Origin of the sequence: Paraburkholderia sp. BL27I4N3 (assembly GCF_003386115.1) — a bacterium.
In the GTDB taxonomy this organism is placed as follows: domain Bacteria; phylum Pseudomonadota; class Gammaproteobacteria; order Burkholderiales; family Burkholderiaceae; genus Paraburkholderia.
The window spans coordinates 2,839,517-2,862,284 of sequence record NZ_QREJ01000001.1 but is presented as its reverse complement, the minus strand read 5'-3'; the positions used below and the strand labels follow the sequence as shown (position 1 = coordinate 2,862,284).

General features: G+C 62.5%; 14 protein-coding genes. 6 read left to right on the top strand and 8 right to left on the bottom strand.

Annotation, left to right across the window (positions count from 1 at the left end):
- Window positions 1-100: 100 nt before the first annotated feature.
- Both B0G71_RS13095 and B0G71_RS13090 read right to left on the bottom strand, forming a co-directional pair.
- Window positions 101-1,558: an HDOD domain-containing protein gene (locus B0G71_RS13095; RefSeq protein ID WP_116142325.1), complete on the bottom strand. Its 1,458-nt coding sequence runs from the start codon at window positions 1,556-1,558 to the stop codon at window positions 101-103.
- 103 nt (window positions 1,559-1,661) lie between these two features.
- The gene (locus B0G71_RS13090) at window positions 1,662-3,476 is read right to left on the bottom strand and encodes a bifunctional diguanylate cyclase/phosphodiesterase (RefSeq protein WP_116142323.1); all 1,815 of its coding nucleotides are present in this window, start codon (window positions 3,474-3,476) and stop codon (window positions 1,662-1,664) included.
- A 300-nt stretch (window positions 3,477-3,776) separates the two neighbouring features.
- On the opposite strand from B0G71_RS13090, the gene B0G71_RS13085 reads away from it, so the two are divergent.
- From B0G71_RS13085 to B0G71_RS13075, 3 genes are all read left to right on the top strand, one after another.
- Entirely contained in the window at window positions 3,777-5,114 is a 1,338-nt protein-coding gene (locus B0G71_RS13085) for an EAL and HDOD domain-containing protein (RefSeq protein WP_116142321.1), read from the top strand.
- Window positions 5,115-5,314: 200 nt separating this feature from the next.
- Entirely contained in the window at window positions 5,315-5,878 is a 564-nt protein-coding gene (locus B0G71_RS13080) for a peroxiredoxin (protein ID WP_116142318.1), read from the top strand.
- Between the two features lie 108 nt (window positions 5,879-5,986).
- Window positions 5,987-6,451, top strand: coding sequence for a hypothetical protein (locus B0G71_RS13075; protein ID WP_116142316.1), 465 nt, complete (start codon window positions 5,987-5,989; stop codon window positions 6,449-6,451).
- A gap of 640 nt (window positions 6,452-7,091) precedes the next feature.
- Here B0G71_RS13075 and B0G71_RS13070 read toward each other — a convergent pair.
- The 4 genes from B0G71_RS13070 to B0G71_RS13055 all read right to left on the bottom strand — a co-directional run bounded on the left by B0G71_RS13070 (window position 7,092) and on the right by B0G71_RS13055 (window position 16,177).
- On the bottom strand, window positions 7,092-10,412 hold the full coding sequence (locus tag B0G71_RS13070) for an efflux RND transporter permease subunit (protein WP_116142313.1): 3,321 nt from the start codon (window positions 10,410-10,412) through the stop codon (window positions 7,092-7,094).
- Window positions 10,413-10,415: 3 nt separating this feature from the next.
- Window positions 10,416-13,550 (bottom strand): MdtB/MuxB family multidrug efflux RND transporter permease subunit, encoded by a 3,135-nt coding sequence (locus B0G71_RS13065; RefSeq protein ID WP_116142311.1) that lies wholly within the window; start codon window positions 13,548-13,550, stop codon window positions 10,416-10,418.
- A gap of 18 nt (window positions 13,551-13,568) precedes the next feature.
- A complete protein-coding gene (locus B0G71_RS13060; RefSeq protein ID WP_116142309.1) occupies window positions 13,569-14,975 on the bottom strand; it encodes an MdtA/MuxA family multidrug efflux RND transporter periplasmic adaptor subunit in 1,407 nt (468 codons plus the stop codon).
- A gap of 365 nt (window positions 14,976-15,340) precedes the next feature.
- The gene (locus B0G71_RS13055; protein WP_116142306.1) at window positions 15,341-16,177 is read right to left on the bottom strand and encodes an IclR family transcriptional regulator; all 837 of its coding nucleotides are present in this window, start codon (window positions 16,175-16,177) and stop codon (window positions 15,341-15,343) included.
- Between the two features lie 747 nt (window positions 16,178-16,924).
- Here B0G71_RS13055 and B0G71_RS13050 point away from each other — a divergent pair.
- Window positions 16,925-17,209 carry a hypothetical protein gene (locus B0G71_RS13050; RefSeq protein ID WP_106284525.1) on the top strand — a complete coding sequence of 95 codons (285 nt, stop codon included), beginning with the start codon at window positions 16,925-16,927 and terminating at the stop codon, window positions 17,207-17,209.
- 34 nt (window positions 17,210-17,243) lie between these two features.
- Here the strand turns inward: B0G71_RS13050 and B0G71_RS13045 are convergent, their stop codons facing one another.
- On the bottom strand, window positions 17,244-18,452 hold the full coding sequence (locus tag B0G71_RS13045; RefSeq protein ID WP_404935333.1) for an MFS transporter: 1,209 nt from the start codon (window positions 18,450-18,452) through the stop codon (window positions 17,244-17,246).
- 572 nt (window positions 18,453-19,024) lie between these two features.
- On the opposite strand from B0G71_RS13045, the gene B0G71_RS13040 reads away from it, so the two are divergent.
- Window positions 19,025-20,488, top strand: a complete 1,464-nt coding sequence (locus B0G71_RS13040) for a mechanosensitive ion channel family protein (RefSeq protein WP_116142304.1) — start codon at window positions 19,025-19,027, stop codon at window positions 20,486-20,488.
- A gap of 195 nt (window positions 20,489-20,683) precedes the next feature.
- Here the strand turns inward: B0G71_RS13040 and B0G71_RS13035 are convergent, their stop codons facing one another.
- A complete protein-coding gene (locus B0G71_RS13035; protein WP_116142302.1) occupies window positions 20,684-21,607 on the bottom strand; it encodes a LysR family transcriptional regulator in 924 nt (307 codons plus the stop codon).
- Between the two features lie 174 nt (window positions 21,608-21,781).
- Between B0G71_RS13035 and catA the strand changes: the two genes are divergently transcribed.
- On the top strand, window positions 21,782-22,717 hold the full coding sequence (gene catA / locus B0G71_RS13030; protein WP_116142300.1) for a catechol 1,2-dioxygenase: 936 nt from the start codon (window positions 21,782-21,784) through the stop codon (window positions 22,715-22,717).
- Window positions 22,718-22,768: the final 51 nt, after the last annotated feature.

Genomic DNA, 22,768 nt, shown 5'->3' with positions numbered 1-22,768 from the left:
CGCGGCGGTCCCGGCGGGACTGGCTCAATTTCAACTTGGCGTCGGGCAAACACAGAACAGGTGAGAGTGAAGCGTCGTGATCAACGATCACGCCAGGTCTTCACATCATCTCCATTTCCCGCATCTGCCCCAGGCCGAAAAAACGGCCTAACTCCTTGGCCAGTTCATTCAACACGCTCATCTCTTTCTGTGAGATGCGCCGTGGCTCCTGACTATGCGACCAGTCGCCATAGAGCAAAGCCACGGTGGTGTCGCTTTCATCGACAACTGGCAGCAGCACGAAGGCCCGGGCGTCGTCGAAGGAGCGGCGGAACCATTCGGGCAGCCGCGCGACCATCTTTGGATCGCGTGCGTTTTCGATGAATATGCCCACCGAGTTCGCGATCGCCAGATGAAACACGTCGGGCTCGAAGGCGGTATTGAACGTTAGTTTTGGCAACGCGGCGTCGATCTTCGGGCCGAGACCGAGGCGCGCCTTGAAGGTGCCGTTGCTGTGCTTGACGAACACCACGGTGCGCGCAAAGCCGAGGCCGGCCAGCAGCGTTTCCGCTGCCATCGCCAGCGCCGGCGCGAGCGGACTGCCGGCCGGCAGCCCGCGCAGATCTTCGACGCCCACCGCGATACGCGCCTCGGGATTGAGCGCCTCGCGCGCGATCGCATCCGCATTCGCGCGCAACTCGACGATTTCGCGCATCACGCCGTCGCCGCCTTCTTCGCGGGCGAGCGCCACGCTCATTTCGAGCAGCACTTCGGGATCAGTGTTCAGCGCGCCGCAATATTCCTGGGCCAGTTCGGCGATGCGTTCCTCGCGCTCCCAGTCCGGCATGTTCTGCTGGGTGAGCACGTCGGCGACCGCCGTCGAGTAATTGGTGATGGCGCGCAGCCATTGCACCTGGCGCGGCTGTGTGACGTCTTGCGGGTCGAACTCGCCCATGCCGGAGCGGATCATGTCGGGCAGCCGCCAGCGCACAGCGGCTTCGGCGCCGATTTCGTCGAACGTGACGCCGAGCACCAGCACGCAGGCATCGGCTTCGAGCGCGCCGTCGTCGATATGGCGGCGAATCTGGTCCCATTCGGCGTCGAGATAGAACACCACCAGCAGTTTGCCGATCTGCCGCATCAGCGTGCAGACCACGGCTTCTTCGCCGGCGCGCAGATCGCCGCGCTCGGTCAGCTTGCGCGCGACGCAGCCCGAGAGCAGCGTGCGGTTCAGTTCGAGTTTCGCGTCGATGCGGCGCGGCGCGCTGTGATGAAAGTGATCGACGATCTTCAGGCCGACCACGAGATGGCCGACCGCGTCCATGCCGAGCACCATCAGCGCGCGCGACACAGTCGTGATGTTGCCGCCAAACGCCATGTACATCGCGGAGTTGGCGAGCCGCAGCACTTTTTGCGTGAGGGCGAAGTCGGACAACACCACCTGCACGAGGCCGGTGAAGTCGAGGTCGTCATTGTTCATCGCCGCCATGGTGGAGCGCAGCGACTGCGACAGCATGGGGAAATCGCCGCGCTCGCTCATTCGTGTCCAGAGCCGGTCGAGCACCGCCGCCTTTACCATGTGAGTCCCGCCAAAGCCATACATGTTCCAATGAGTGCCACGCCGGCCAGGGACCGGCTTGTTCCGCTGCATGATTCACGACATGAGCGCTTCGCCTGCATGGCTAGGCGCTATGCAAATGAAGCGTGCGCGCTTCGAAACGCTGCGCGAGTTCGTCGGAGGGCAGCGCCTTGCAGACGAGCCACCCCTGAATGTGGTCGCATCCCATCTCGGTGAGCAGGGCGCGCTGCGCTTCCGTTTCGACGCCCTCGGCCACCAGCTCGAGATCCAGTGTCTGAGCGAGGCCCACGACGGCGCTAACGATTGCCTGATCGTTCCGGGAGGTTAGCAGATTCTCGACAAAACTCCTGTCGATCTTGAGCTTGGCCAGCGGGAAGCGTTGCAGGTAAGCCAGGCTCGAATAGCCGGTGCCGAAGTCGTCGACCGCGAAGCGAATGCCCATGGCGGTCAGTTCTTCGAGCAGACCCTTGGCATGCGCGGGGTCGTGCATCAGCAGGCTTTCGGTGATCTCGAACACGAGCCGGCGCGGATCGATGCCGGTCAACTCGATCGCCTCGCGCACCGAGTCCTTGAAGCGCGGATCGCGGAACTGCTGCGGCGACACGTTCACGGCCACGTATTGCAGGGAGATGCCCTTCGCATCCCACTGGATCAATTGCATGCAGGCCACCTTCAACACCCAGTTGCCGAGGAAGTTGATCAGGCCGATCGACTCAGCAAGTGGGATGAACATGGACGGCGGCACCAGCCCATGCACCGGATGCAGCCAGCGGATCAGCGCTTCCACGCCGACCACGCCGTGCGTGCGGCTGCTCGTGATCGGCTGGAAGTGTAGCGAGAACTCGCCGTTGCGCACGCCGTCGTAAAGGTCGGCCTCCAGCTTCAGGCGTTCGGCGTCGGCGGGGTTGTCGTCGGGGACGTAGAAGGCGAGCGTGTTGCCGCCGGCCGCCTTGGCCTGCAGGAGGGCGTGGTCGGCCCAGCGCAGCAGATGGGTGTCGTGGGCGGCGGTGTCGTTGGCGTGGCGCACGTCCGGATAGAGCGCGATGCCGATGCTCGCCGACAGATGCACCTGCTGGCCGTTGAACACATACGGCTGCTGGATCGCGGTCAACAGGCGCCGCGCCAGCGTTTCGGCGGCGGCCGCCGCGTCGGTGCGGCTGGCGGCGGGCTTCACGAGAATCGCGAACTCGTCGCTGGCCACGCGCGCCACGGTCTCGCTCGGGCTCGTCATGTTCAGGATGCGGCGCGAGGTGTCGCGCAGCATTTCGTCGCCGGCATCGTAGCCGAGCGCGCGGTTCACGCGCTGATAGTCGTCGAGGTCGAGCAGCAGCAGCGCCGCCGGCGTGCCGTGCGCGTCGGCTTGCTGCTGGGCGTCGAGGAGCGCCGGAATCAGCGCCGACTGGTTGGCCAGATTGGTCAGGCGGTCCAGATGCAGCGCCTGGGTCAGACGTTCTTCGGTGGCGCGCCAGGCCGACACGTCGAAGCCGGCGATCGCATAGCCCGCGGTGCCGTCGTGACTGCTGCGCACCACGCGCAGCTCGACTGTGATCGGATAAGTCAGCGACTTGATGAGGCTGAGCGTGGCCTTCTCGACGTTGCCCGAGACGGCGGCGCGCGTCAGCAGCGTGTCGAGGCGCGGCACGTCGGCCGGCGCCACGAGGTCGTGCAGCGTGATGGTCTCGAGATACTCGCGGTGATAGCCGATGAAGCGCAGGCTGGCTTCGGACACATAGATGAAGCGCAGTTCGTCGTCGACGTGCGCCAGCAGGTCGACGGCGCCGACCACCTGTTCCAGTTGCGCAGCGCGGCTTGCGGCCGTCTGCGGCTTGCCGTCCACGCGCCGGCCGAACGCACGAAGCCGGTCCATGACCGTGCGCAAGGAGCCCCGGCGGGGCGCGGTGATCCTGTTCGCTTCCATGTTTATCGCTGGCAACCTGTATTCGTCTGCAGGCGGGCGGCCCACCTGCCCGCCAATCAGGGCGGTCGGGAGGTATCACGCCGCCCCATCAGAACGAGATAACGACCTTTGCGGCGAAATCTTTAGCGCCCGGCGCAAAAAACATCCGGTAAGGAAACGCTTGCACGGCCTGGCGGCGGCGCGGGAACGATTCAGTTAAAGTGCGGCTGTGCGACGTCCGTTAATAGGACAAACCTGTTGTGCAGTACCGGCTGAGACGTCGCTGCTGCGTAGCTTACCGAAGACTTCCCCCGATGCTCCATGTCTGAACGCCATCAAGCCAAGGCCACTGCCCGGCATAACGAGGTGCTCGACGCAGCTGCCGACGGCGCCGAACCGTGGCCCGGCGCGCAATTCGTGTATCTGGGCCGTCAACCGATCCTCGATCGCGACGGCGCGCTGAATGCTTATGAATTGTTGTTTCGAGCCGGCGCGCATAACTACGCCGAAGTCACCGACGACGCCCAGGCGACCGCGCAGGTGGTGGCGCGCGCGATCGGCGGGATCGGCGTGCCGACGGTGTTGGGCCCGCATCGCGGTTTCGTCAATATCGACCGCGCGCTGCTGTTCAACGACATCGTCCATCTGATGCCGCCCGAGCGCTTCGTGCTCGAAATCCTCGAGACCGTGAAATTCGACGCGCAACTGGTCCGCCGTCTGGGCGAGTTGCGCCGCGCCGGCTTTCAGGTGGCGCTCGACGACGTGAGCGAACTGTCCGACGAGCTGAGCGGCGCGCTGCCGCATGCCGACATCGTCAAGATCGACTTTCTGCAGACCGACCGCGCCGTGCTGCCGAAGCTGGCGTCGCTGGTGCGCGGGCAGGGCAAGACGCTGATCGCGGAGAAGGTCGAGACGCGCGAGGATTTCGCGCTCGCGCGGGACCTCGGCTTCGATCTGTTTCAGGGCTACTTCTTCGCGCGGCCGCAGGTGCTGGCCGCGCCGCGCAACCGTTCGCTGCGGCCGGGCCTGATGCGCCTGCTGGCGTTGCTGTCGCGCGATGCCGGTATCGTCGAACTCGAAGCGGAACTCAAGCTGAACCCGAGCGTGGTGGTGCAGCTGCTGCGCCTCGTCAATTCGGGTGCATTCGGGCTGGGACGCAATATCGCGTCGTTGCGCGAGGCGATCATTGCCACCGGCACACGGCAGATCGCGCGCTGGGCGCAACTGCTGTTGTACGCCGACAGCGGCGAGCTGCCGTGGCGCGCCGATCCTCTGGTGCAACTGGCGGGCACGCGCTCGCGTTTCATGGAACTGGCCGCGGCGTGGCTGCGTCCCGCCGACGACGAATTCGCCGATGCCGCCTTCATGACCGGAATTTTTTCGCTGATCCACGTGGTGCTGGGCAGCACGCCCGGTGCGGTGCTGGAGAAGCTCAGCCTCGCGCCGCAGATTCGCGAGGCGATCGTGTCGAGGCGCGGCGAACTCGGCACCTTGCTGCGGCTGGCCGAGGCGGCGGGCGAGGGCGTCGACGCGGCATCGATCGCACTGGGCCCGGATGCGCCGGCCGGCTTCGTGGCCTTTACGCCCGACGTGCTGGCCGAGCTGAACCTGTCGGCCGCGGCCTGGTTCGGCGCGCATATCGAGGAAGCGGTCGTCTGACGGGCGGGGCGGCGCCGTCGCGGGCTTTCAGTGTGCATGCCGTGGCGCGTTCATGTCAGCGACTTCTGCATCCTTCAGGCCGGTTCTTACGTACCTTGTGAGTACGTGGGCCAATAGCGGAGTTGGCCGGCGTTCTCATGAACGCGGCGGCCCTGGGTTCTTTGGACGAACCGCGTGCATCCACGCCTGGAGAAAAGCAGATGAAGAAGAAATTCATATCGGCGGCACTGGCCGCCGCCGTGTCGGTGGGATTCGCCATGCATTCGCTAACCGCCTCGGCGACTCTCAAGCCGGGCGACGTGGCGCCGTCGTTCACCACGCAGGCTTCGTTGGGCGGCAAGACTTACACCTATTTGCTTGCCGACGAGTTGAAGAAGGGACCGGTGGTGGTGTATTTCTATCCGGCGGCCTTCACCACGGGCTGCACGATCGAAGCCCACGAGTTCGCCGAAGCGGTCGACGAATACAAGAAGTATGGCGCGACGGTGATCGGCGTGTCGCACGACGACATCGACACACTGACGAAGTTTTCGGTAAGCGAGTGCCGCAGCAAATTCCCGGTGGCAGCCGATGCCGATTCGAAGGTGATCGGCCAATACGACGCTGGCATGCCGATGCATGCGTCGATGGCGAATCGCGTGTCGTATGTGATCGCGCCGGATGGCAAGATCATTTACGAGTACACGAGCCTCTCGCCGGAGAAGCACGTCGAGAATACGCTGAAGGCCGTGAAGGATTGGGCGGCGGCGCATAAGCAGCCTTGAGGTCAAGCGGCGCGTCCGCGCAATTTTCGCAATGGTTCTTTGCGGTGTTCCTGCGGCGAGCGGCGAGCACCGCTCGTGCTAGGCTGCGTTTTTTCTTGTGAGCTTGCGATGCCGATTGTCGTTGCGTTGATTGCGCTGATCGCGCTGGGGTATGGGGCGGTGCGGGCGTTTGATGCCTTGCAGGCGGATTTTGGGTTGGGTGTTGCTGTTGGCGTTGCTGTGCTGGTGGGTTTGTTGCTGATTGCCGCTTTCGCTTATTGGTTGCGGCGTCGCAAGGAAGTGGCTTCCAACGTCCGTGACGGAGATTGGACTCATGAACTCAAGGGGAGTTGGGGGGGCGTGCGGCTCGCTGCCGATAAGCGGCTTTGTGAGATCCGGTTGGGCCAGGAGCAGGGGGCCTATATTTTTGCCGACCTGCTAGGGGCGGAGGTGCAGCGGCCTGGCGCGCAGTGGCAGGTTGTCTTGAAAGTCAAGGATCCTAAGCATCAGGTTTGGGTTTTGCCCATGCGGGATGAGAGGCAGGCTCGGCAATGGGTGAGGGTTTTTGAGCTTGCTGTGGGGCAGAGGCTTTAGGGTTTTGGTTTTTTTTTTGGTCTCTGGAGTTGGCCTTTTCTTGATTTGTTTGTGGTCTATTAGCGTTGCCCCTGTGCGGGGCGGCACTTACTTCTCTTTGCCGGCCGCAAAGAGAAGTAAGCAAGAGAAAGCGGCTCACACCGCTAGTTCTTAAGCGGGTCCCTCGCGCAGTTGCGGTAGTGGTGCATCTGGAATCAGTGTTTTCGCACACTCCGCGCCAGTGACCAAGGGCTCATCAGCTCCCGCTTCGCACTGCGTGCGTCGCGGACGGGTATGCCTGGGAAACCTAAGGTTTTGATGAGCGCAGCGCGTCAGCAGCGGCAGTAAAAGTGTCGGGGGTACTGGCGATTTGAACGTACGGGAGGCGTTATGAACGGCGCTTCGGCGCGCGCAGCGCCGCCGGAAAAATGACTGCTGTGTCACTCACGCCGAATGTGCGAGAGCACAGATTCCAGATGCACCACTACCGTGGCTGTGCGGGGGACCCGCTTAAGAATTAGCGGTGTGAGCCGCTTTCTCTTGCTTACTTCTCTTTGCGGCCGGCAAAGAGAAGTAAGTGCCGCCCCGCACAGGGGCAACGCTAATAGACCACAAACAAAGCAAGGAAAGGCCAAAAAAAAACCGCGCACTACAACAAACATCAACTAGCCGCCGCCCCAGCCCGCCGACCCTTCCGACCCTCCCACCTAACCCGAACCCGATCCATATAAAGATACACAACCGGCGTCGTATAAAGCGTGAGCATCTGACTAACAATCAACCCACCCACAATAGCAATCCCCAGCGGCGCCCGAAGCTCAGCCCCTTCCCCGCGCCCGAACGCCAGCGGCAAAGCCCCCAACAAAGCAGCAAACGTCGTCATCATGATCGGCCGGAACCGCAGCAAACAGGCCTGGTGAATCGCATCCCGCGACGACAGTCCATGCCGTGACGCTTCAATAGCAAAGTCCACCATCATGATCGCGTTCTTCTTCACGATCCCGATCAGCAGAATCACCCCGATCAACGCAATGATGCTGAACTCCGTCTTGAACAACAGCAATGCCAGCAACGCGCCCACGCCCGCCGAAGGCAGCGTCGACAGAATCGTCAGCGGATGGATATAGCTCTCATACAGCATCCCCAGCACGATATACACCGCGGCCAGCGCGGCCAGAATCAGAATCGGCTGATCGGACATCGACTGCTGGAACGCCTGCGCGGTCCCCTGGAAACTGCCGTGGATAGTCCCCGGCATGCCGATCTGCGCCATCGTGTCGTAAATCGCCTGCGTTGCCGTCGACAGCGAAACGCCCGGCGGTAAATTGAACGAAATCGTCGAGGCCACGAACTGGCTCTGGTGGTTCACGGAAAGCGGCGTGCTACCCGGCCCGAAGCTCGCGATCGCCGACAGCGGCACCATCGTTTCCTTCGCCGTCGATACCGCCGCGCCCGACGACGCGCTCGACTTGCCGCTCGCCGCAATCGAATTGATCGCCTGATTGCGCGCGGAGTCGGCGGCAATGCTCGCCGCGCTCGAAGCGGTCGTGCCCGCCGTGCCGCCCGTCGTCGCGCTCGTGGACGTGGTTGTCGCGGCGGCGGTCTCCTTCGTCACCGTGCCTGCCGGAGCGTTGGTGGTCTGCGCGCCGCTCGCGCTGCCGCCCGACGTGCTGATGTAAATCTGCTTCAGCATGTCCGGACTCTGCCAGTACTTCGGCGCGACTTCCATCACAACGTGATACTGATTCAACGGGTTATAGATCGTCGACACCTGGCGCTGGCCGAACGCGTCGTACAAGGTGTTGTCGATCTGCGCCGGCTTGATGCCGAGGCGCGCCGCGGTGGCGCGGTCGATCGTCACCATCGCTTCGAGGCCGCCTTGCTGCTGGTCGGAATTCACGTCCGCGAGTTCGGGGCGCGCCTGCAGCGCTTCGGTGAGCTTCGGGCCCCACAGGTACAGGTCGGGCGTCGAATCGGCCAGCAGCGTGAACTGGTACTGCGCGTTCGATTGCCGTCCGCCGACGCGAATGTCCTGCACCGCCTGCAGGAATGTCCGCGCGCCGGCCACGTCGCCGAGCGGCGCGCGCAGTTGCTGGATCACCTGATCGGCGGAGGCCTTGCGCTCGGACTTCGATTTCAGCGTCACGAACATGAAGCCGGAATTGGTCTGCCGTCCGCCGGTAAAGCCGGCCACGCTTTCCACCGCCGGATTCTTGCCGACGATCTCCATCATCTGCGCGAACTTGCCTTTCATGGACTGGAACGAGGTGGACTGATCGGCCTGAATGCCGCCGATCAGCCGGCCCGTGTCCTGCTGCGGAAAGAAACCCTTCGGCACGATGATGTACAGCCACACGTTCAGGCCGATGGTGAGCAGCAGGATCGTCACGATCAGGCGCGGATGCAGCAGCGCCCAGCCGAGCGTGCGCTCATAGCCGCGCTGCATCGACGCGAAGCCGCGTTCCAGCCAGCGGCCGAAACGTCCTTCTTCGTTCTGCTCGTGCGGCTCGCGCAGGAGGCGCGAGCACATCATCGGCGTGAGCGTGAGGGAGACGATCAGCGACACGCCGATCGCGAGCGAGAGCGTCAGCGCGAATTCGCGGAACAGGCGGCCGACAATGCCGCCCATCAGCAGAATCGGCAGGAACACGGCGACCAGCGAAATGCTGATCGACAGCACGGTGAAGCCGACTTCACGTGCGCCGAGGAAAGCCGCTTTCATGCGCGGCACGCCATTCTCGATGTGCCGCGAGATGTTCTCCAGCACCACGATCGCGTCGTCGACCACGAAGCCGGTCGCGATGGTCAAGGCCATCAGCGAGAGATTGTCGATCGAGAACCCGAGCATGTACATCGCGCCGAACGTGCCGATGATGGAGATCGGCACGGCCACGCTGGGGATCAGCGTGGCGCGCCAGTTGCGCAGGAACAGGAACACCACCATCACCACCAGCGCGACCGCGACCACCAGCGTGAGCTCGGTGTCTTTCAGCGAGGCGCGGATCGTGGTGGAGCGGTCGGCGGCTGGCGCGATGTCCACGTCCGCAGGTAGCGACGCGTGCAGTTGCGGCAGCATTGCCGTGACACGGTCGATGGTGTCGATGATGTTCGCGCCCGGCTGGCGGTACAGGATCACCAGCACCGAACGCTTGCCGTTGAAGAGGCCGAGGTTGCGCAGATCTTCGACCGAATCGACCACCTCGGCCACGTCGGAGAGCTTCACCGCCGCGCCGTTGCGATAGGCGATGACCAGGTCCCTGTATTGCGACGCCTTGCTGGCCTGGTCGTTGGTATAGATTTGCACGCGGTTCGGGCCGAATTCGATCGAGCCTTTCGGGCTGTTCGCGTTGGCCGCGGCGAGCGCCGCGCGCACGTCTTCGAGACCGATGCCGTAGTGCGAGAGCGCATTCGGCTCCAGCTCGACGCGCACGGCCGGGTTGGCCGAGCCGCTCACATCCACTTCGCCGACGCCGTCCACCTGCGACAGCGACTGTTGCAGCACGGTGGCCGCAGAGTCGTACAACTGGCCGGCCGTGAGCGTTTTCGACGTGAGCGCGAGAATCAGGATCGGCGCGTCGGCCGGATTGACCTTGTGGTACGTCGGATTGCTGCGCAAGCTCGCCGGCAAGTCGGCGCGCGCCGCGTTGATGGCGGCCTGCACGTCGCGCGCGGCGCCGTCGATGTCACGATTCAGGCCGAACTGCATGGTGATGCGCGTCGAGCCGACCGAACTCGACGAGGTCATTTCGGTGACGTCGGCGATCGAACCGAGATGCCGTTCGAGCGGACTGGCGACGCTGGTCGCCACGGTATCCGGACTCGCGCCAGGCAGCGAGGCCTGCACCGAAATGGTCGGGAAATCGACCTGCGGCAGCGGCGCGACCGGCAGCTTGGTGAACGCGAAAATGCCGGCCAGCGCGATGCCGATCGCCAGCAGCGTGGTGGCGACCGGGCGGGAGATAAACGGACGCGACAGATTCATCGCTCAGTTCCCTGCATCGCTGACGGGCGGCGTGGCGCCTTTGGACGGCCCGCCGCGATTGAAGCGCTCACGCGCGCGGCGGCCGAGCGAGTCGAATGCGAGGTAGATCACCGGCGTGGTGAACAGCGTCAGCAACTGGCTGACGATCAGGCCGCCGGCAATCGCGATACCGAGCGGACGGCGCAGTTCCGAGCCTGCGCCGGTGCCGAGCATCAGCGGCAGCGCGCCGAGCAGGGCGGCGAGCGTGGTCATCAGAATCGGCCGGAAGCGCAGCAGGCACGCCTGGTAGATCGCTTCGCGCGGCGGCTTGCCTTCCTCGCGCTCGGCGTAGAGCGCGAAGTCGATCATCATGATCGCGTTCTTCTTCACGATACCGATCAGCAGCACGATCCCGATGATGCCGATGATATCGAGATCATGTCCGGTGATCAGCAGCGCCAGCAATGCGCCGACACCGGCCGAAGGCAGCGTCGAGAGAATCGTGATCGGATGGATGAAGCTCTCATACAGCACGCCCAGCACGATATACATCGTGACGATCGCCGCGAGAATCAGGAACAGCTCGTTCGACAGCGACGCCTGGAACGCCAGCGCCGCGCCCTGGTAGCGCGTCTGGAACGACGCGGGCAAGCCGATGTCCTTCTCCGCCTGATCGATCGCCTTGACCGCCGCGCCGAGCGACGAACCCGGCGCGAGGTTGAACGACACCGTGGTGGCCGGGAACTGGCTCAGATGCGTGACGAGCAGCGGCGCGGGCTTTTCGATGAAGCGCGCGATCGACGACAGCGGCACCTGGCCGCCCGTGGAGGTGGAAGAGGGCAGATAGATCGACTTCAGCGATTCGGTGTAATGCTGCATCGCCGGTTGCGCTTCCAGAATCACGCGGTACTGGTTCGACTGCGTGAAGATGGTGGAGATGATGCGTTGGCCGAACGCGTCGTACAGCGCACTGTCCACAGTGGCCGGCGTGATGCCGTAACGCGATGCGGTGGCGCGGTCGATTTCGATGTAGACCGACTGGCCGTTGTCCTGCAAGTCGGTGGCGACGTCGGCGAGTTCGGGCGATTGCTTCAGCCGTTCGACCAGCTTGGGAACCCACGTAGTGAATTCGCCGATGTTCGCATCGGTCAGCATGAACTGGTACTGCGTCGGGCTGACGGTCGAGTCGATCGTCAGATCCTGCACCGGTTGCATGTACAGCGACGCGCCGGCGATATGCGCCACGTCCTGCTGCAACTGGCGGATCACTTCGCTCGCGGTGTTGCTACGGTCGTCGCGCGGCTTCAGATTGATCAGCATGCGGCCGCTGTTCAGCGTGATATTGCTGCCGTCCACGCCGATGAACGAGGTCAGGCTCTCCACATCCGGATTCTTCAGGATCCGCGCGGCAAGTTCCTGCTGACGCTCGGCCATCGACGCATACGACACCGACTGCGGCGCCTGCGTGATCGCCTGGATCACACCGGTGTCCTGCACCGGAAAGAAGCCCTTCGGAATGAACACGTACAGCACGCCGGTCAGCACCAGCGTGAGCACCGCAACGACCAGCGTGGAGCGTTGCCGGTTCAGCACCCACGTGAGCGCGACCGCGTAACGCGCGATCACCCAGTCGATCGCGCGGTGCGCCTTGGCTTCGAAACGATGGCTCTCATGCGGCGGCGCGTGACGCAGCAGTTTGGCGCACATCATCGGCACGAGAGTGAGCGACACGACCGCCGAAATCACGATCGTCACGGCAAGCGTAATGGCGAATTCGTGGAACAGGCGGCCGACCACGTCGCCCATGAAGAGTAGCGGAATCAGCACGGCGATCAGCGAGACCGTCAGCGAAATGATCGTGAAGCCGATCTGTTTCGAGCCCTTCAACGCGGCTTCGAGCGGCGCTTCGCCTTCTTCCACGTAACGCGCGATGTTCTCGATCATCACGATCGCGTCGTCCACCACGAAGCCGGTCGCGATGGTCAGCGCCATCAACGATAAGTTGTCGAGTGAGAAGCCGCACAGGTACATCACCGCGAGCGTGCCGATCAGCGAGAGCGGCACCGAGAGGCTCGGAATGATGGTCGCGTAGACGTTGGCGAGGAACAGGTACATCACCAGCACGACCAGCACGACCGACATGGCCAGTTCGAACTGCACGTCGCGCACGGATGCGCGGATCGTGGTGGTGCGGTCGGTGACGACTTCCACGTCGAGCGCGGCGGGCAGCGCCTGTTGCAACTGCGGCAGCAGCTTCTTGATACTGTCCACCACCTGGATCACGTTCGCGCCCGGCTGGCGCTGCACGTTCAGAATGATCGCGGGCGTGCCGTCGACCCACGCGCCGAGCTTGGTGTTCTCCGCACCCTGCACGATGTTGGCGACGTCGGTCAGCATCACCGCGCGGCCGTTCTTGTACGCGACCACGGCGCTCTTGTAGGCGTCGGCGTCGGTCAACTGGTCGTTCGCGTTGATCGTGTAGTTGCGCGTGGGACCGTCGAAGTTACCCTTCGGCGTGTTGACGTTCAAATTCGAAATCGTGGTGCGGAGGTCGTCCAGGTTCAGACCGTACGCAGCAAGCGCGCGCGGGTTCGCCTGAATCCGCACGGCCGGGCGCTGACCACCCGACAGGCTCACCAGACCCACGCCCGCCACCTGCGAGATTTTCTGCGCGAGCCGCGTGTCGGCCAGATCCTGCACCTGCGTGAGCGGCAGCGTCTTCGAGGTGATCGCGAGCGTGATGATCGGCGCGTCGGCTGGATTGACCTTGGCGTAGATCGGCGGCGCGGGCAGGTCCGACGGCAGCAGATTGCCGGCCGCGTTGATGGCGGCCTGGACTTCCTGCTCGGCGATATCGAGCGGCAGGTCGAGGCTGAACTGCAGCGTGATGATCGACGAGCCGGCCGAGCTTTGCGACGACATCTGATTGAGCGACGGCATCTGCCCGAACTGACGCTCGAGCGGCGCGGTGACCGACGACGTCATCACGTCCGGGCTCGCGCCCGGATAGAAGGTCTGCACCTGGATGGTCGGATAGTCGACCTGGGGCAGCGCCGAGAGCGGCAAGAAGCGCAGCGCGACGAGACCGACCAGCATGATCGCCGCCATCAGCAGCGCGGTGCCGACGGGACGCAGGATAAAGGCGCGAGATGGATTCATGCGGTAAGTGCCGTGCCTTTATTGCGAGGCTTGCGCCGCGTGTTTGCCATGATGCGCGTGGGCGCCGGATGCGCCCGACGCAGCGGCCGCGCCACGGGCGCCCGAGGCACCTGAGGCACCTGAGGCACCGCGAGGCTTGTCGGCCGGAATCGTGATTTTCGCGCCTTCCTTCAGACGGTCCGAACCGTCGATCACGACGCGCTCGCCGACGGCCAGGCCGGACTTGATGCTGGTGCGCTCGCCATCCACGGGGCCGAGCTTGACCGGGCGCACCGTCACGGTGTTATCGGCCTTCACGACGTACACGAACGGGCCCATCGAACCGTTGAGCACGGCTGGCGTCGGCACGATCACCGCGTCCTTGATCGTATCGACCAGCAGGCGCGCATTCACGAACTGATTCGGGAACAGCAGGTTCTTGCTGTTCTGGAAGATCGCGCGCAGCTTGACCGTGCCGGTGGTGGTGTCGATCTGGTTGTCCAGCGTTTCGAGCATGCCGCCTTCGAGCGAGGTGGTGTTGCTGCGGTCATACGCGGTCACCGAGAGCTTCGCGCCCGACTGGGTCTGCTGGATGATCTGCTGAAGGTTGTCTTCAGAGGTCGTGAAGATCACGCTGATCGGCTGTAACTGCGTAATCACGACGATGCCGTTGGTCAGGCTCGGCGTGACGTAATTGCCCGGATCGACCTGGCGCAGACCGACGCGTCCCGACACCGGCGCGGTGATGCGCGCGTAGACGAGGTCGAGCTTGTAGGTGTCGATATTGGCTTTGTCGGACTTCACCGTGCCTTCGTATTGACGCACCAGTGAGGCCTGCGTATCCACCTGCTGGCTGGCGATGGAGTCTTGCGAGAGCAGCGTCTGATAACGCTTCAGGTCGAGGCGGGCGGTTTGCAGCAGAGCCTCGTCGCGGGCGAGCGTGCCTTGCGCGTTATCCAGCGAGATTTGATAGGGGCGGGGGTCGATCTGGGCCAGCACGTCGCCCTTCCTGACCATCTGGCCTTCCTTGAAATACACGTCCTGCAACACGCCGCTCAATTGCGGCAGCACGGTGACGTTAGCCAGCGGCGTGACCGTGCCGAGTGCGGTCAGCACCACCGGCATTTCGCCCTGCGTCGCGGCCGCCACGTGAACGGGCTGCGGCATATTGCCCATCGCTGCACCGCGTCCAGCGCGGCCGGCGCGGGCACCGCTCGCATCGCCCGCGCTCGCTGCGCCGCCGGGACTGCCCCACGGGTGCCAGCGCCACAGCACCACCCCGAGGATGACCAGTGCGGCGATGATCAGCGCGATATTGCGGCCGCGATGCCGCTTCACCATGCCTGGCGGCGGGTTCGGTGTGCCGGTGGGGCCGCTGCGGGAGGACGGTTGGGAAGCCGGAGGAACAGGGCGTGTGGTTTCCGAATGCTGTTGTTGTTCGTCCATCGGTTCGGTCAGGTGACTGGCTTGGATGTGAGCCGCGTGCGCGTTCGCGCCGTTTCGACAGTTCGGCGGAGCGGCACGCGAATGGCATGACAGGCGGTTTCGACAACGGGTGCACCGCGCTCGTTCCGCGCGATCCTACCCAAGGCGCGGGACAGCGATGTTAGCGCAATGCGGCGTCGGAACAGGCGGCCGGAACGTTATCGAAGGAGAAAACCGCAAGCCGGGCGCGCGTCCCGCGACAGGAAGGCATGATCCTACGTCGCGGGCTCTGTAACAGTCCACCCGCGTATTTTTCTGTTGATTACGAAGGTTACAGGATTGCTTGCACAAACCTCCACTGCTCGCCGGCGAACGCCGCGGTCGGTTCAGGTATCCAGGCGGCGCCCCGGCGTGCCGCCGATCTCCAGCACGATTCTCGCGACGCACTCGAGCAGCGCCGGGGCGGCACGCGAGATCAGCCAGTCGCGTGGGCATTGGTCGGCTGAACCGCCGCAATTGACCGCATAGCGTTCGCCCGACGGTCCTGTGAAACCGAGTGCGATCGCGTTGAGCCCGTCGTGCCATTCGCCCGTTGCAATCGCGAAGCCGCGCTCGACGGTTTCCTGCAATGCACTGTCGAGCCTGCTGCTGAGATGGCCCCAGTCATCGCCTTCAGCCGCCTGCAAGCCGATCAGCAATTTTTCCCGCTCCGGTGCTTCGAGCGCGGCCAGATAGGCGCGGCCGACGGCGGTGCGGCTCAGATTCATGCGCGAGCCAATCTCAAGGCGTGACACCAGCACTGCCGAACGCGGCCGGATCGCGTCGATCACCACCATGTCGAGGCGGTCGCGCACGGCCAGATGAACGGACAACGCCGTGCGTTCGGCCAGCTCGATCAGGAACGGCCGCGCGCGAGCGCGGATATCGAAGTTGCGCAGGAAGCCGTTGCTCAGCTCGAGCACCGACGAGGTCAGCACGAAACGCTCGCTGTCGGGCAGCCGGAACAGAAAGCCCGCGCTGACCAGCGTCGCGGTGATGCGCGACACGGTGGGCTTGGGAATGCCGGTCAACTCGGTCAGTTCGCGGTTGCTGAGCGGCGCGTCCGCGGCGGCGACCGAGCGCAGCACGGTCAGGCCGCGCGCGAGGGCGGTGACTTCGTCGCCGGAGCCGTCTTTGTCTCTGGTCGGGTCCGCGGCAGCTTGGGAGCGCGTGGGTCGGTTCATATGTTTTTTTGGAACTTTATTTCAATTTCTTTCTTCGCGGCCCAAGCTGGAGCCCTCTCTCAAAGCGCCGGCGGCGGCCCCAACATGGGGCATCGAAGTGATTTTTCATCGGAAGATTCATTGTATCGGAATATTTTTCCGCCACGAACGAAGCGTCTTTAGATTTTGCTTGACTTAGTCAGCATAACCATAAAAAATGGAATCTCATTTCGAAAGACGGTTTCAGGTTCCGCGTTTTGAAGTTCTGAACCTGCCGTGGCCCGCACAGTGTCTGTGCCGAGTGTCTTCTCATAGTCCACCGTAACGATCTACGGCGCTCTGTACAGGCGCCGCATCGCAGGCCCAACTTTCGAATACCGTCTCTCAGGTTCTAGCACGGCCCTCGGAATGGCTAGAACTTTTTAAGGCGTCACGGCAACGTGACGTCTTTTTTTTTGTGCGTATGAGCGCACAAAAAAGTTTGCTTCCGGAATCTCTTCCAATTCTCTACCACGCATCCTTCCAGTGGGCGCTGGTGAACTTCAACTACACAGCGCCGCCGCCGGTCTAGGTCCGTGAGCGTGTTCATGTCTCGCGCGACTCCCTGAGCGTGTCGTAATCAACCTCGAAAACCGGCGAGATTTCCCGATTACCGCCTGTTACAGAATTGACAATCCGGCTGCACCTGCTACGGATTGGCCCCCCTACAATCCGCCTCGTTCGTCGTTGTCTGGCATCCGCCAGAACCGGGCAGGACTGGAGAACTTCATGAAGCGCGCTACCCTTTTTCTCGCGGTGGGAATTCCCGCTGCCTGTGCGTCCAGCGCGGCTTTCGCTCACGCGGACATCGGCGTTTATCTGGGCGTTCCTGGTCCCATGTATGTCGCGCCACCCCCGGTCGTGTACGAGGCGCCGCCGCCAGTGGTCTACGCGCCGGCCCCGGTCTATGGCTACGGATATCGCTATGAAGGCGACTACGGCGACGAGCGCCGGTGGCATGACCACGGCCGGCACCGTGGATGGGAACACCATCGCCATGAAGACGACGACTGATTTGTCACGCGCGGCTCGTCAAGTAGCCGCCAGGTCATGTCCTGCTGTCGCGTGTCAATGGCCGGGTCGCCAGCGCGAACAGCGTTGCGATACAGAATCCCGCCCCGGCATAGAACGTCGTACTCGCTCCGAAGCGGTCCCAGAGTTGACCGGCAACGACACTGGCGACAAGCATCGCCAGCCCGCTCATCAGGCTGAAGAAGCCGAATGCGGTGCCCTTCAGCTCGGGCGGTGCCGATTGCGCGACCATGGTCGCCAGCAGACCTTGAGTCAACCCCATATGCAGCCCCCAAAGGGCTACCCCGATTATCACAACTGGCCATGAGTTGCCATGAGCCAGCACGATGTCAGATGCGACGAGCACCAGAATGCCGGCGGCCAACAGCCTGGTGTGACTCATCGAGTCAGCCAGTTTTCCGAATGGGTACGCCGACAGCGAGTACACGACATTCATTGCCACCATGGCGAGAGGCACGAGGGCTATCGGGATACCACCCTGCATCGCACGCAACACCAGGAAGGCTTCGCTGAAGCGTGCGAGCGTGAAGACTGCACCGACGCCGACGACCCACCAATAAGGCCCGCTCAGTTTCTTCAGGCTGTCGAGCTCAATCGGGTTGACGCGCTTTGCTCCCGGCTGCCGTGCAGGTTCCCTGATACCGAAAACGAGTAACGCAACGGCAACAAGTCCCGGCCCGACTGCGACCCAAAATACCCGACGGAAGTTGTCCGCCCACAGCAGCATCAGGGCGACCGCGAGCAACGGTCCAACAAAGGCGCCGATTGTGTCGAGCGATTGCCGCAGGCCATAGGCCGCGCCACGCAGATGGGCGGGAGTGATGTCAGCCACGAGCGCGTCGCGCGGTGCACCCCGAATGCCTTTTCCTACCCGGTCGACCACACGTGCCGTCAATACGATGCCTGCGGTGGGCGCCAGTGCAAACAGTGGCTTGCTCAACGCCCCCATGCCGTATCCGATGACCGCGAGCCACTTCCGGTTACCAAGGTAGTCGCTCAGCGCGCCCGAAAACACCTTGACGATGGGCGAAGCCGCCTCCGCCGCGCCTTCAATCAGGCCGACCATCGTGGCGCTCGCACCGAGACTTGTCACGAGGAACATCGGCAGAAGGCTATGGATGATTTCCGACGAGATGTCCATGAACAGGCTCACGAAGCCCAGCATCCAGATGCCGCGGGGGATCTGGCTGAGCGTACTGGCACGCTGGGGGGAATCTGTCTGCACGTGTCCTCGGATTGGTAATGGACTGTGTCAATCCCAGTATTGTCACACCGCCGAGCAATGGTGATAAACGCAATCAGCCCGGGAGACACACGGCGCAGTCAGGGCGGGAGTTCTCGGACTCTGACCCACCCGCTGTGTCATGATGGCAAGTGTGACAATGCAAACGCGTGGTCACTTGCCCCATGCAAAGGGGAGGTCAAAGTGCCGGTTGACAGTGGATTCGCCGACGACCCGGAGCATGCCCCGGAATTACTGAGAACACTCGCCGAATATCTGGAGCGGTCGCTCGATAAATCCACAAGCGTAGCAATGATGCGACACACGGCCAGTGCGGATTTTCCAGGCGCCCCTGCGGGTCCGACCGAAAGCCCTGAAACAGATTGGCACGATTGCAACTTCGCTCGCAAACGACAAGCTCGAATGGACCGTTTCGGGTGCGAATCAACTGCATATCGGCGGCAGGGTTTTTTCCGTAGATTAGCCGCAGATCATCACTAGCAAGTTGAACCTGCAGCGGTTGTGAGTCGTAGACGATGAGATATCCTCCCAAGGTCGCCTGCTGAGGAACGTCTGTGAAATATCCACTGATTCTGGGATTCGGTATCGTCGCTCTCGACATCATCGTGTGGCGTTTCCGACTCCCCGCGCATGAATTCGCTCGGCTCCTGATACGGCTTACGCTTTTTTCGGTGTTGAGCTGGGTACTTTTCGCGTCCGGCCTGAGCCCATTCACCCAGGCGCCCTACGCGGACGCCGTCGAATTGCACTGGGTCGGGCAGGTGCTTGAAATAATCTGGTGGCTGATGGCAGCGCGTCTGCTTACGCTTTCGCTCGATACGCTGCTACTACCAAGCGCCTGGCGACGGCAGCGGCTATTCTCGGACGTGTTCGGCGCGGTGGTATTCCTCGCCGCGGTCGTGGCCGCCCTTGGGTTTGTCCTCGAGCTGCCGGTGCGCGGACTCGTTGCTACTTCGGGTGCCCTCGCCATTGTGCTTGGCCTCGCAATCCAGAGCACACTCAGCGACGTCTTTGCGGGAATCGTACTCAATACCACGGAGCCGTATTCTGTCGGCGACTGGGTGGAGATTGACGATGTCGAAGGCAAGGTCGTCGAGATGAACTGGCGCGCCACGCATCTGCTGACCGGTCAGGGCAACACTCTTATTGTTCCCAATGCCGTCGCCGCAAAGGCAAAAATATCCAACAACAGCAGGCCGACGAATGTTCACGGCCTCTCGCTGGTCCTGGAGATTGAGCCGGAGGCACGGCCGAAGACCGTGCTCGACGCCTTAAGCCGCGCCCTGACCGGGTGCAACGCCATCCTTGACGTTCCCGCTCCCTCCGCTCGCATGAAACGCACCACATTGAACTCGGTGCAATACGAGGTGGTTGGCTTTGTCGACGATATGTCCAAAAAACTATCTGCATCCAACGAGCTTTTCGATCTCTGTTATCGGCATCTCGCGGCATCAGGTGTGGCACTGCGTGCACTAGGGATGCCCGCGCCAATCGCTACCGCGCATGACGCCAAGGAAGCACTTCTAAAACGAGTGAATCTATTCGAAAGCCTGACTAGCGATGAAGTCACACGGCTTGCAGCGCGACTTTCCAGACACGAATACCAGGCTAATCAGCAGGTTCTGGCGTCTGAAACGGTCCCGGATAGTCTGTCAATTGTCCACTCCGGCGTACTGGCCGTTACCTATGCTGAATCGTCCGGCGCCCGTGAAATTGCCCGTATCGGGCCGGATGAAACATTTGGCGAAACGGGGCTGCTCGCCGGACTTCCTATGCACGTTTCCATTGCGACGCTTACCCCTTGCCTGCTATATCAGGTAAGCAAGGAGGATATGACTTCGTTCCTGAAAGAGCATCCGCAGGTGGCGAAGCAGATGTGTCAACTGCTGGCCTATCGCCAGAATGCAATCAGCAAGCTGATGACGCCGATTCCTGCGGAGCAGGAGACAGACCATTCAGTTTTCCAGTGGCTTTTCGACAAGGTTCGGCAACTGCACTCTCTGCGTAACGATTCGTGAGTCCCTTCGTCGCACACGGAAAATAGGTATCCACTTCAGGAAGCTGCGCTACAGGCACAGTCGACCAACCGCCGCAGGCATTTCGTCGCAACGCGCGCATATTGGAGTGAAGGGGTTGCTGAAGTATCGCGTGCCCGATAACCGGCTGTCCAACACCGTCGACGTCCTGTGCCAAACCCCGAGATATGACGGATATCACCGCCCCGAATCGTTACGGGGTGCAAAGCTTATCTTCTCCTCCTCGTACAGCCGATAGATGAGTTCAAGCATTTCCCGAATGTCGCGCGACTCGTCGAGCGCACGCATGCTCATGATGATTGGCGATACCAGAGTAGGGTCGTCCAGTTCCTTGTAGCTCACATCGTCGCGCTTCAGGCCGTACACGCTACTTGGAACGACGGAAATGCCTTCCCCCGCTGCTACGAGGCCTAGCGCAATCTGCAACTCCCGCACTTCGTAGATCCGGCGCGGCTTGAGACCGCGGTCTTCGAATGCCGACAGCACCTGGTCTGCATAACTGGGGCGCGGCGCCTTAGGGAAAATAATCAGCGTTTCGTTGACCAGGTCGCTGAGACCAAGGACGGGTTTCGCTAGTGAGAGTGGATGGCCCTCCGGGAATGCAACGATCATCTTCTCCTCGCGAAGAATCACCCGGCGGATGTTGGTGTCCTCGTGCCGAATACGACCGAACCCGACATCGATCTGACCGTCTTTTAGCGCTCGGATCTGGTCCATTGTCGACATCTCGTGAAGGCTGAGTTCGACGGTAGTGTTCTCGTCGCGGAAGCGCCGGATGATTTTGGGCAGCATTCCATATAATGTCGAACCCACGAAACCGACAGAGAGGCTGCGCTCGATGTTGCCCACGCGCCGCGTCATGGATTCGAGTTCGGACGTCTGGGCCAGCAACTGGACGGCGTGAGCATAGAAGAACTTACCCGTCTCGGTGAGCTTCAACGGACGCGAATCACGCTGGAATAGCTGCACCTCGAGCAGCTCTTCGAGCTGCTGGATCTGCCGGCTCAAAGGCGGTTGCGCCATGTTCAGCCGCTGTGCCGCGCGCGTGAAATTGCGTTCCTCGGCTACGGCGACGAAATAGCGAAGATGCCGCAGTTCCATGTCAATACCTCACAGATATAGACCGATACCAAATCAGTGTTGGACGGCGCCTTGCCGGGTCAATTATTCTGCATTCACACTCTGTTTCAGCACTCATTATACCTCTCAGGCATATTCTGGAGGGCGCTAAACCGAGGGTTTACCCGATCAGAAAATAGAGATTCAGGAGAAGACATGAGCGTCAAAGTGTTCGATACGAAGGAGGTGCAAGACCTGCTGAAGGCCGCTACCAACGTCGGTAGTCAGGACGGCGGTGCTCGCGCGAAGCAGATAGTCAATCGACTGCTCGGCGACCTGTTCAAGGCCATCGACGACCTCGACATGACGCCCGACGAAATCTGGGCCGGCGTCCACTACTTCAACAAGCTCGGCCAGGACGGTGAAGCAGCGCTGCTGGCTGCCGGCCTCGGTCTGGAGAAATACCTCGACATCCGCATGGACGCGGAGGATAAGGCGGCTGAAATTACCGGCGGCACGCCGCGTACCATCGAAGGTCCGCTGTATGTGGCCGGCGCGCCGGTGCGCGATGGCGTGGCGAAAATCGATATCGATCCGGACGACGACGCCGGCCCGCTGGTTATCCGCGGCACGGTAACCGGCCCGGATGGCGAGCCCGTGGCGGGCGCGTTGGTCGAATGCTGGCACGCGAACTCGAAAGGCTTCTATTCGCACTTCGACCCGACCGGTGCGCAGAGCGACTTCAATCTGCGCGGCGCGGTCGGCACCGGCTCCGACGGCAAGTACGAGTTCCGTACGCTCATGCCGGTCGGCTATGGTTGTCCGCCGCACGGTGCGACTCAGCAACTGCTGGACGTGCTCGGCCGCCATGGCAACCGCCCCGCGCATGTGCATTTCTTCGTCACCTCCAACAACTCCCGCAAGCTGACGACGCAAATCAACATCGAGGGTGATCCGTTGATCTGGGACGACTTCGCTTACGCCACTCGCGAAGATCTGATTCCCCACGTGGTTGAAAAGACCGGCGGCACTGCGCTGGGAATGAAGACCGATGCGTATAAGGAAATCCAGTTCGACATCGAGTTGACTCCGCTGATTCAGGGCAAGGATAACCAGCTCGTGCATCGTCTGCGGGCGTCTGCTAGCGCCTGAGCGCTGAACGCGGCCGCTGCGTCGTACCACTGCTGCCGCTCAATCCTTCGC

Bases quoted from the DNA above. Each gene is read 5' to 3' on its own strand.
- B0G71_RS13095 (WP_116142325.1), bottom strand. From the start codon at position 1,558: ATGGTAAAGGCGGCGGTGCTCGACCGGCTCTGGACACGAATGAGCGAG.
- B0G71_RS13090 (WP_116142323.1), bottom strand. From the start codon at position 3,476: ATGGAAGCGAACAGGATCACCGCGCCCCGCCGGGGCTCCTTGCGCACG.
- B0G71_RS13085 (WP_116142321.1), top strand. From the start codon at position 3,777: ATGTCTGAACGCCATCAAGCCAAGGCCACTGCCCGGCATAACGAGGTG.
- B0G71_RS13080 (WP_116142318.1), top strand. From the start codon at position 5,315: ATGAAGAAGAAATTCATATCGGCGGCACTGGCCGCCGCCGTGTCGGTG.
- B0G71_RS13075 (WP_116142316.1), top strand. From the start codon at position 5,987: ATGCCGATTGTCGTTGCGTTGATTGCGCTGATCGCGCTGGGGTATGGG.
- B0G71_RS13070 (WP_116142313.1), bottom strand. From the start codon at position 10,412: ATGAATCTGTCGCGTCCGTTTATCTCCCGCCCGGTCGCCACCACGCTG.
- B0G71_RS13065 (WP_116142311.1), bottom strand. From the start codon at position 13,550: ATGAATCCATCTCGCGCCTTTATCCTGCGTCCCGTCGGCACCGCGCTG.
- B0G71_RS13060 (WP_116142309.1), bottom strand. From the start codon at position 14,975: ATGGACGAACAACAACAGCATTCGGAAACCACACGCCCTGTTCCTCCG.
- B0G71_RS13055 (WP_116142306.1), bottom strand. From the start codon at position 16,177: ATGAACCGACCCACGCGCTCCCAAGCTGCCGCGGACCCGACCAGAGAC.
- B0G71_RS13050 (WP_106284525.1), top strand. From the start codon at position 16,925: ATGAAGCGCGCTACCCTTTTTCTCGCGGTGGGAATTCCCGCTGCCTGT.
- B0G71_RS13035 (WP_116142302.1), bottom strand. From the start codon at position 21,607: ATGGAACTGCGGCATCTTCGCTATTTCGTCGCCGTAGCCGAGGAACGC.
- catA (WP_116142300.1), top strand. From the start codon at position 21,782: ATGAGCGTCAAAGTGTTCGATACGAAGGAGGTGCAAGACCTGCTGAAG.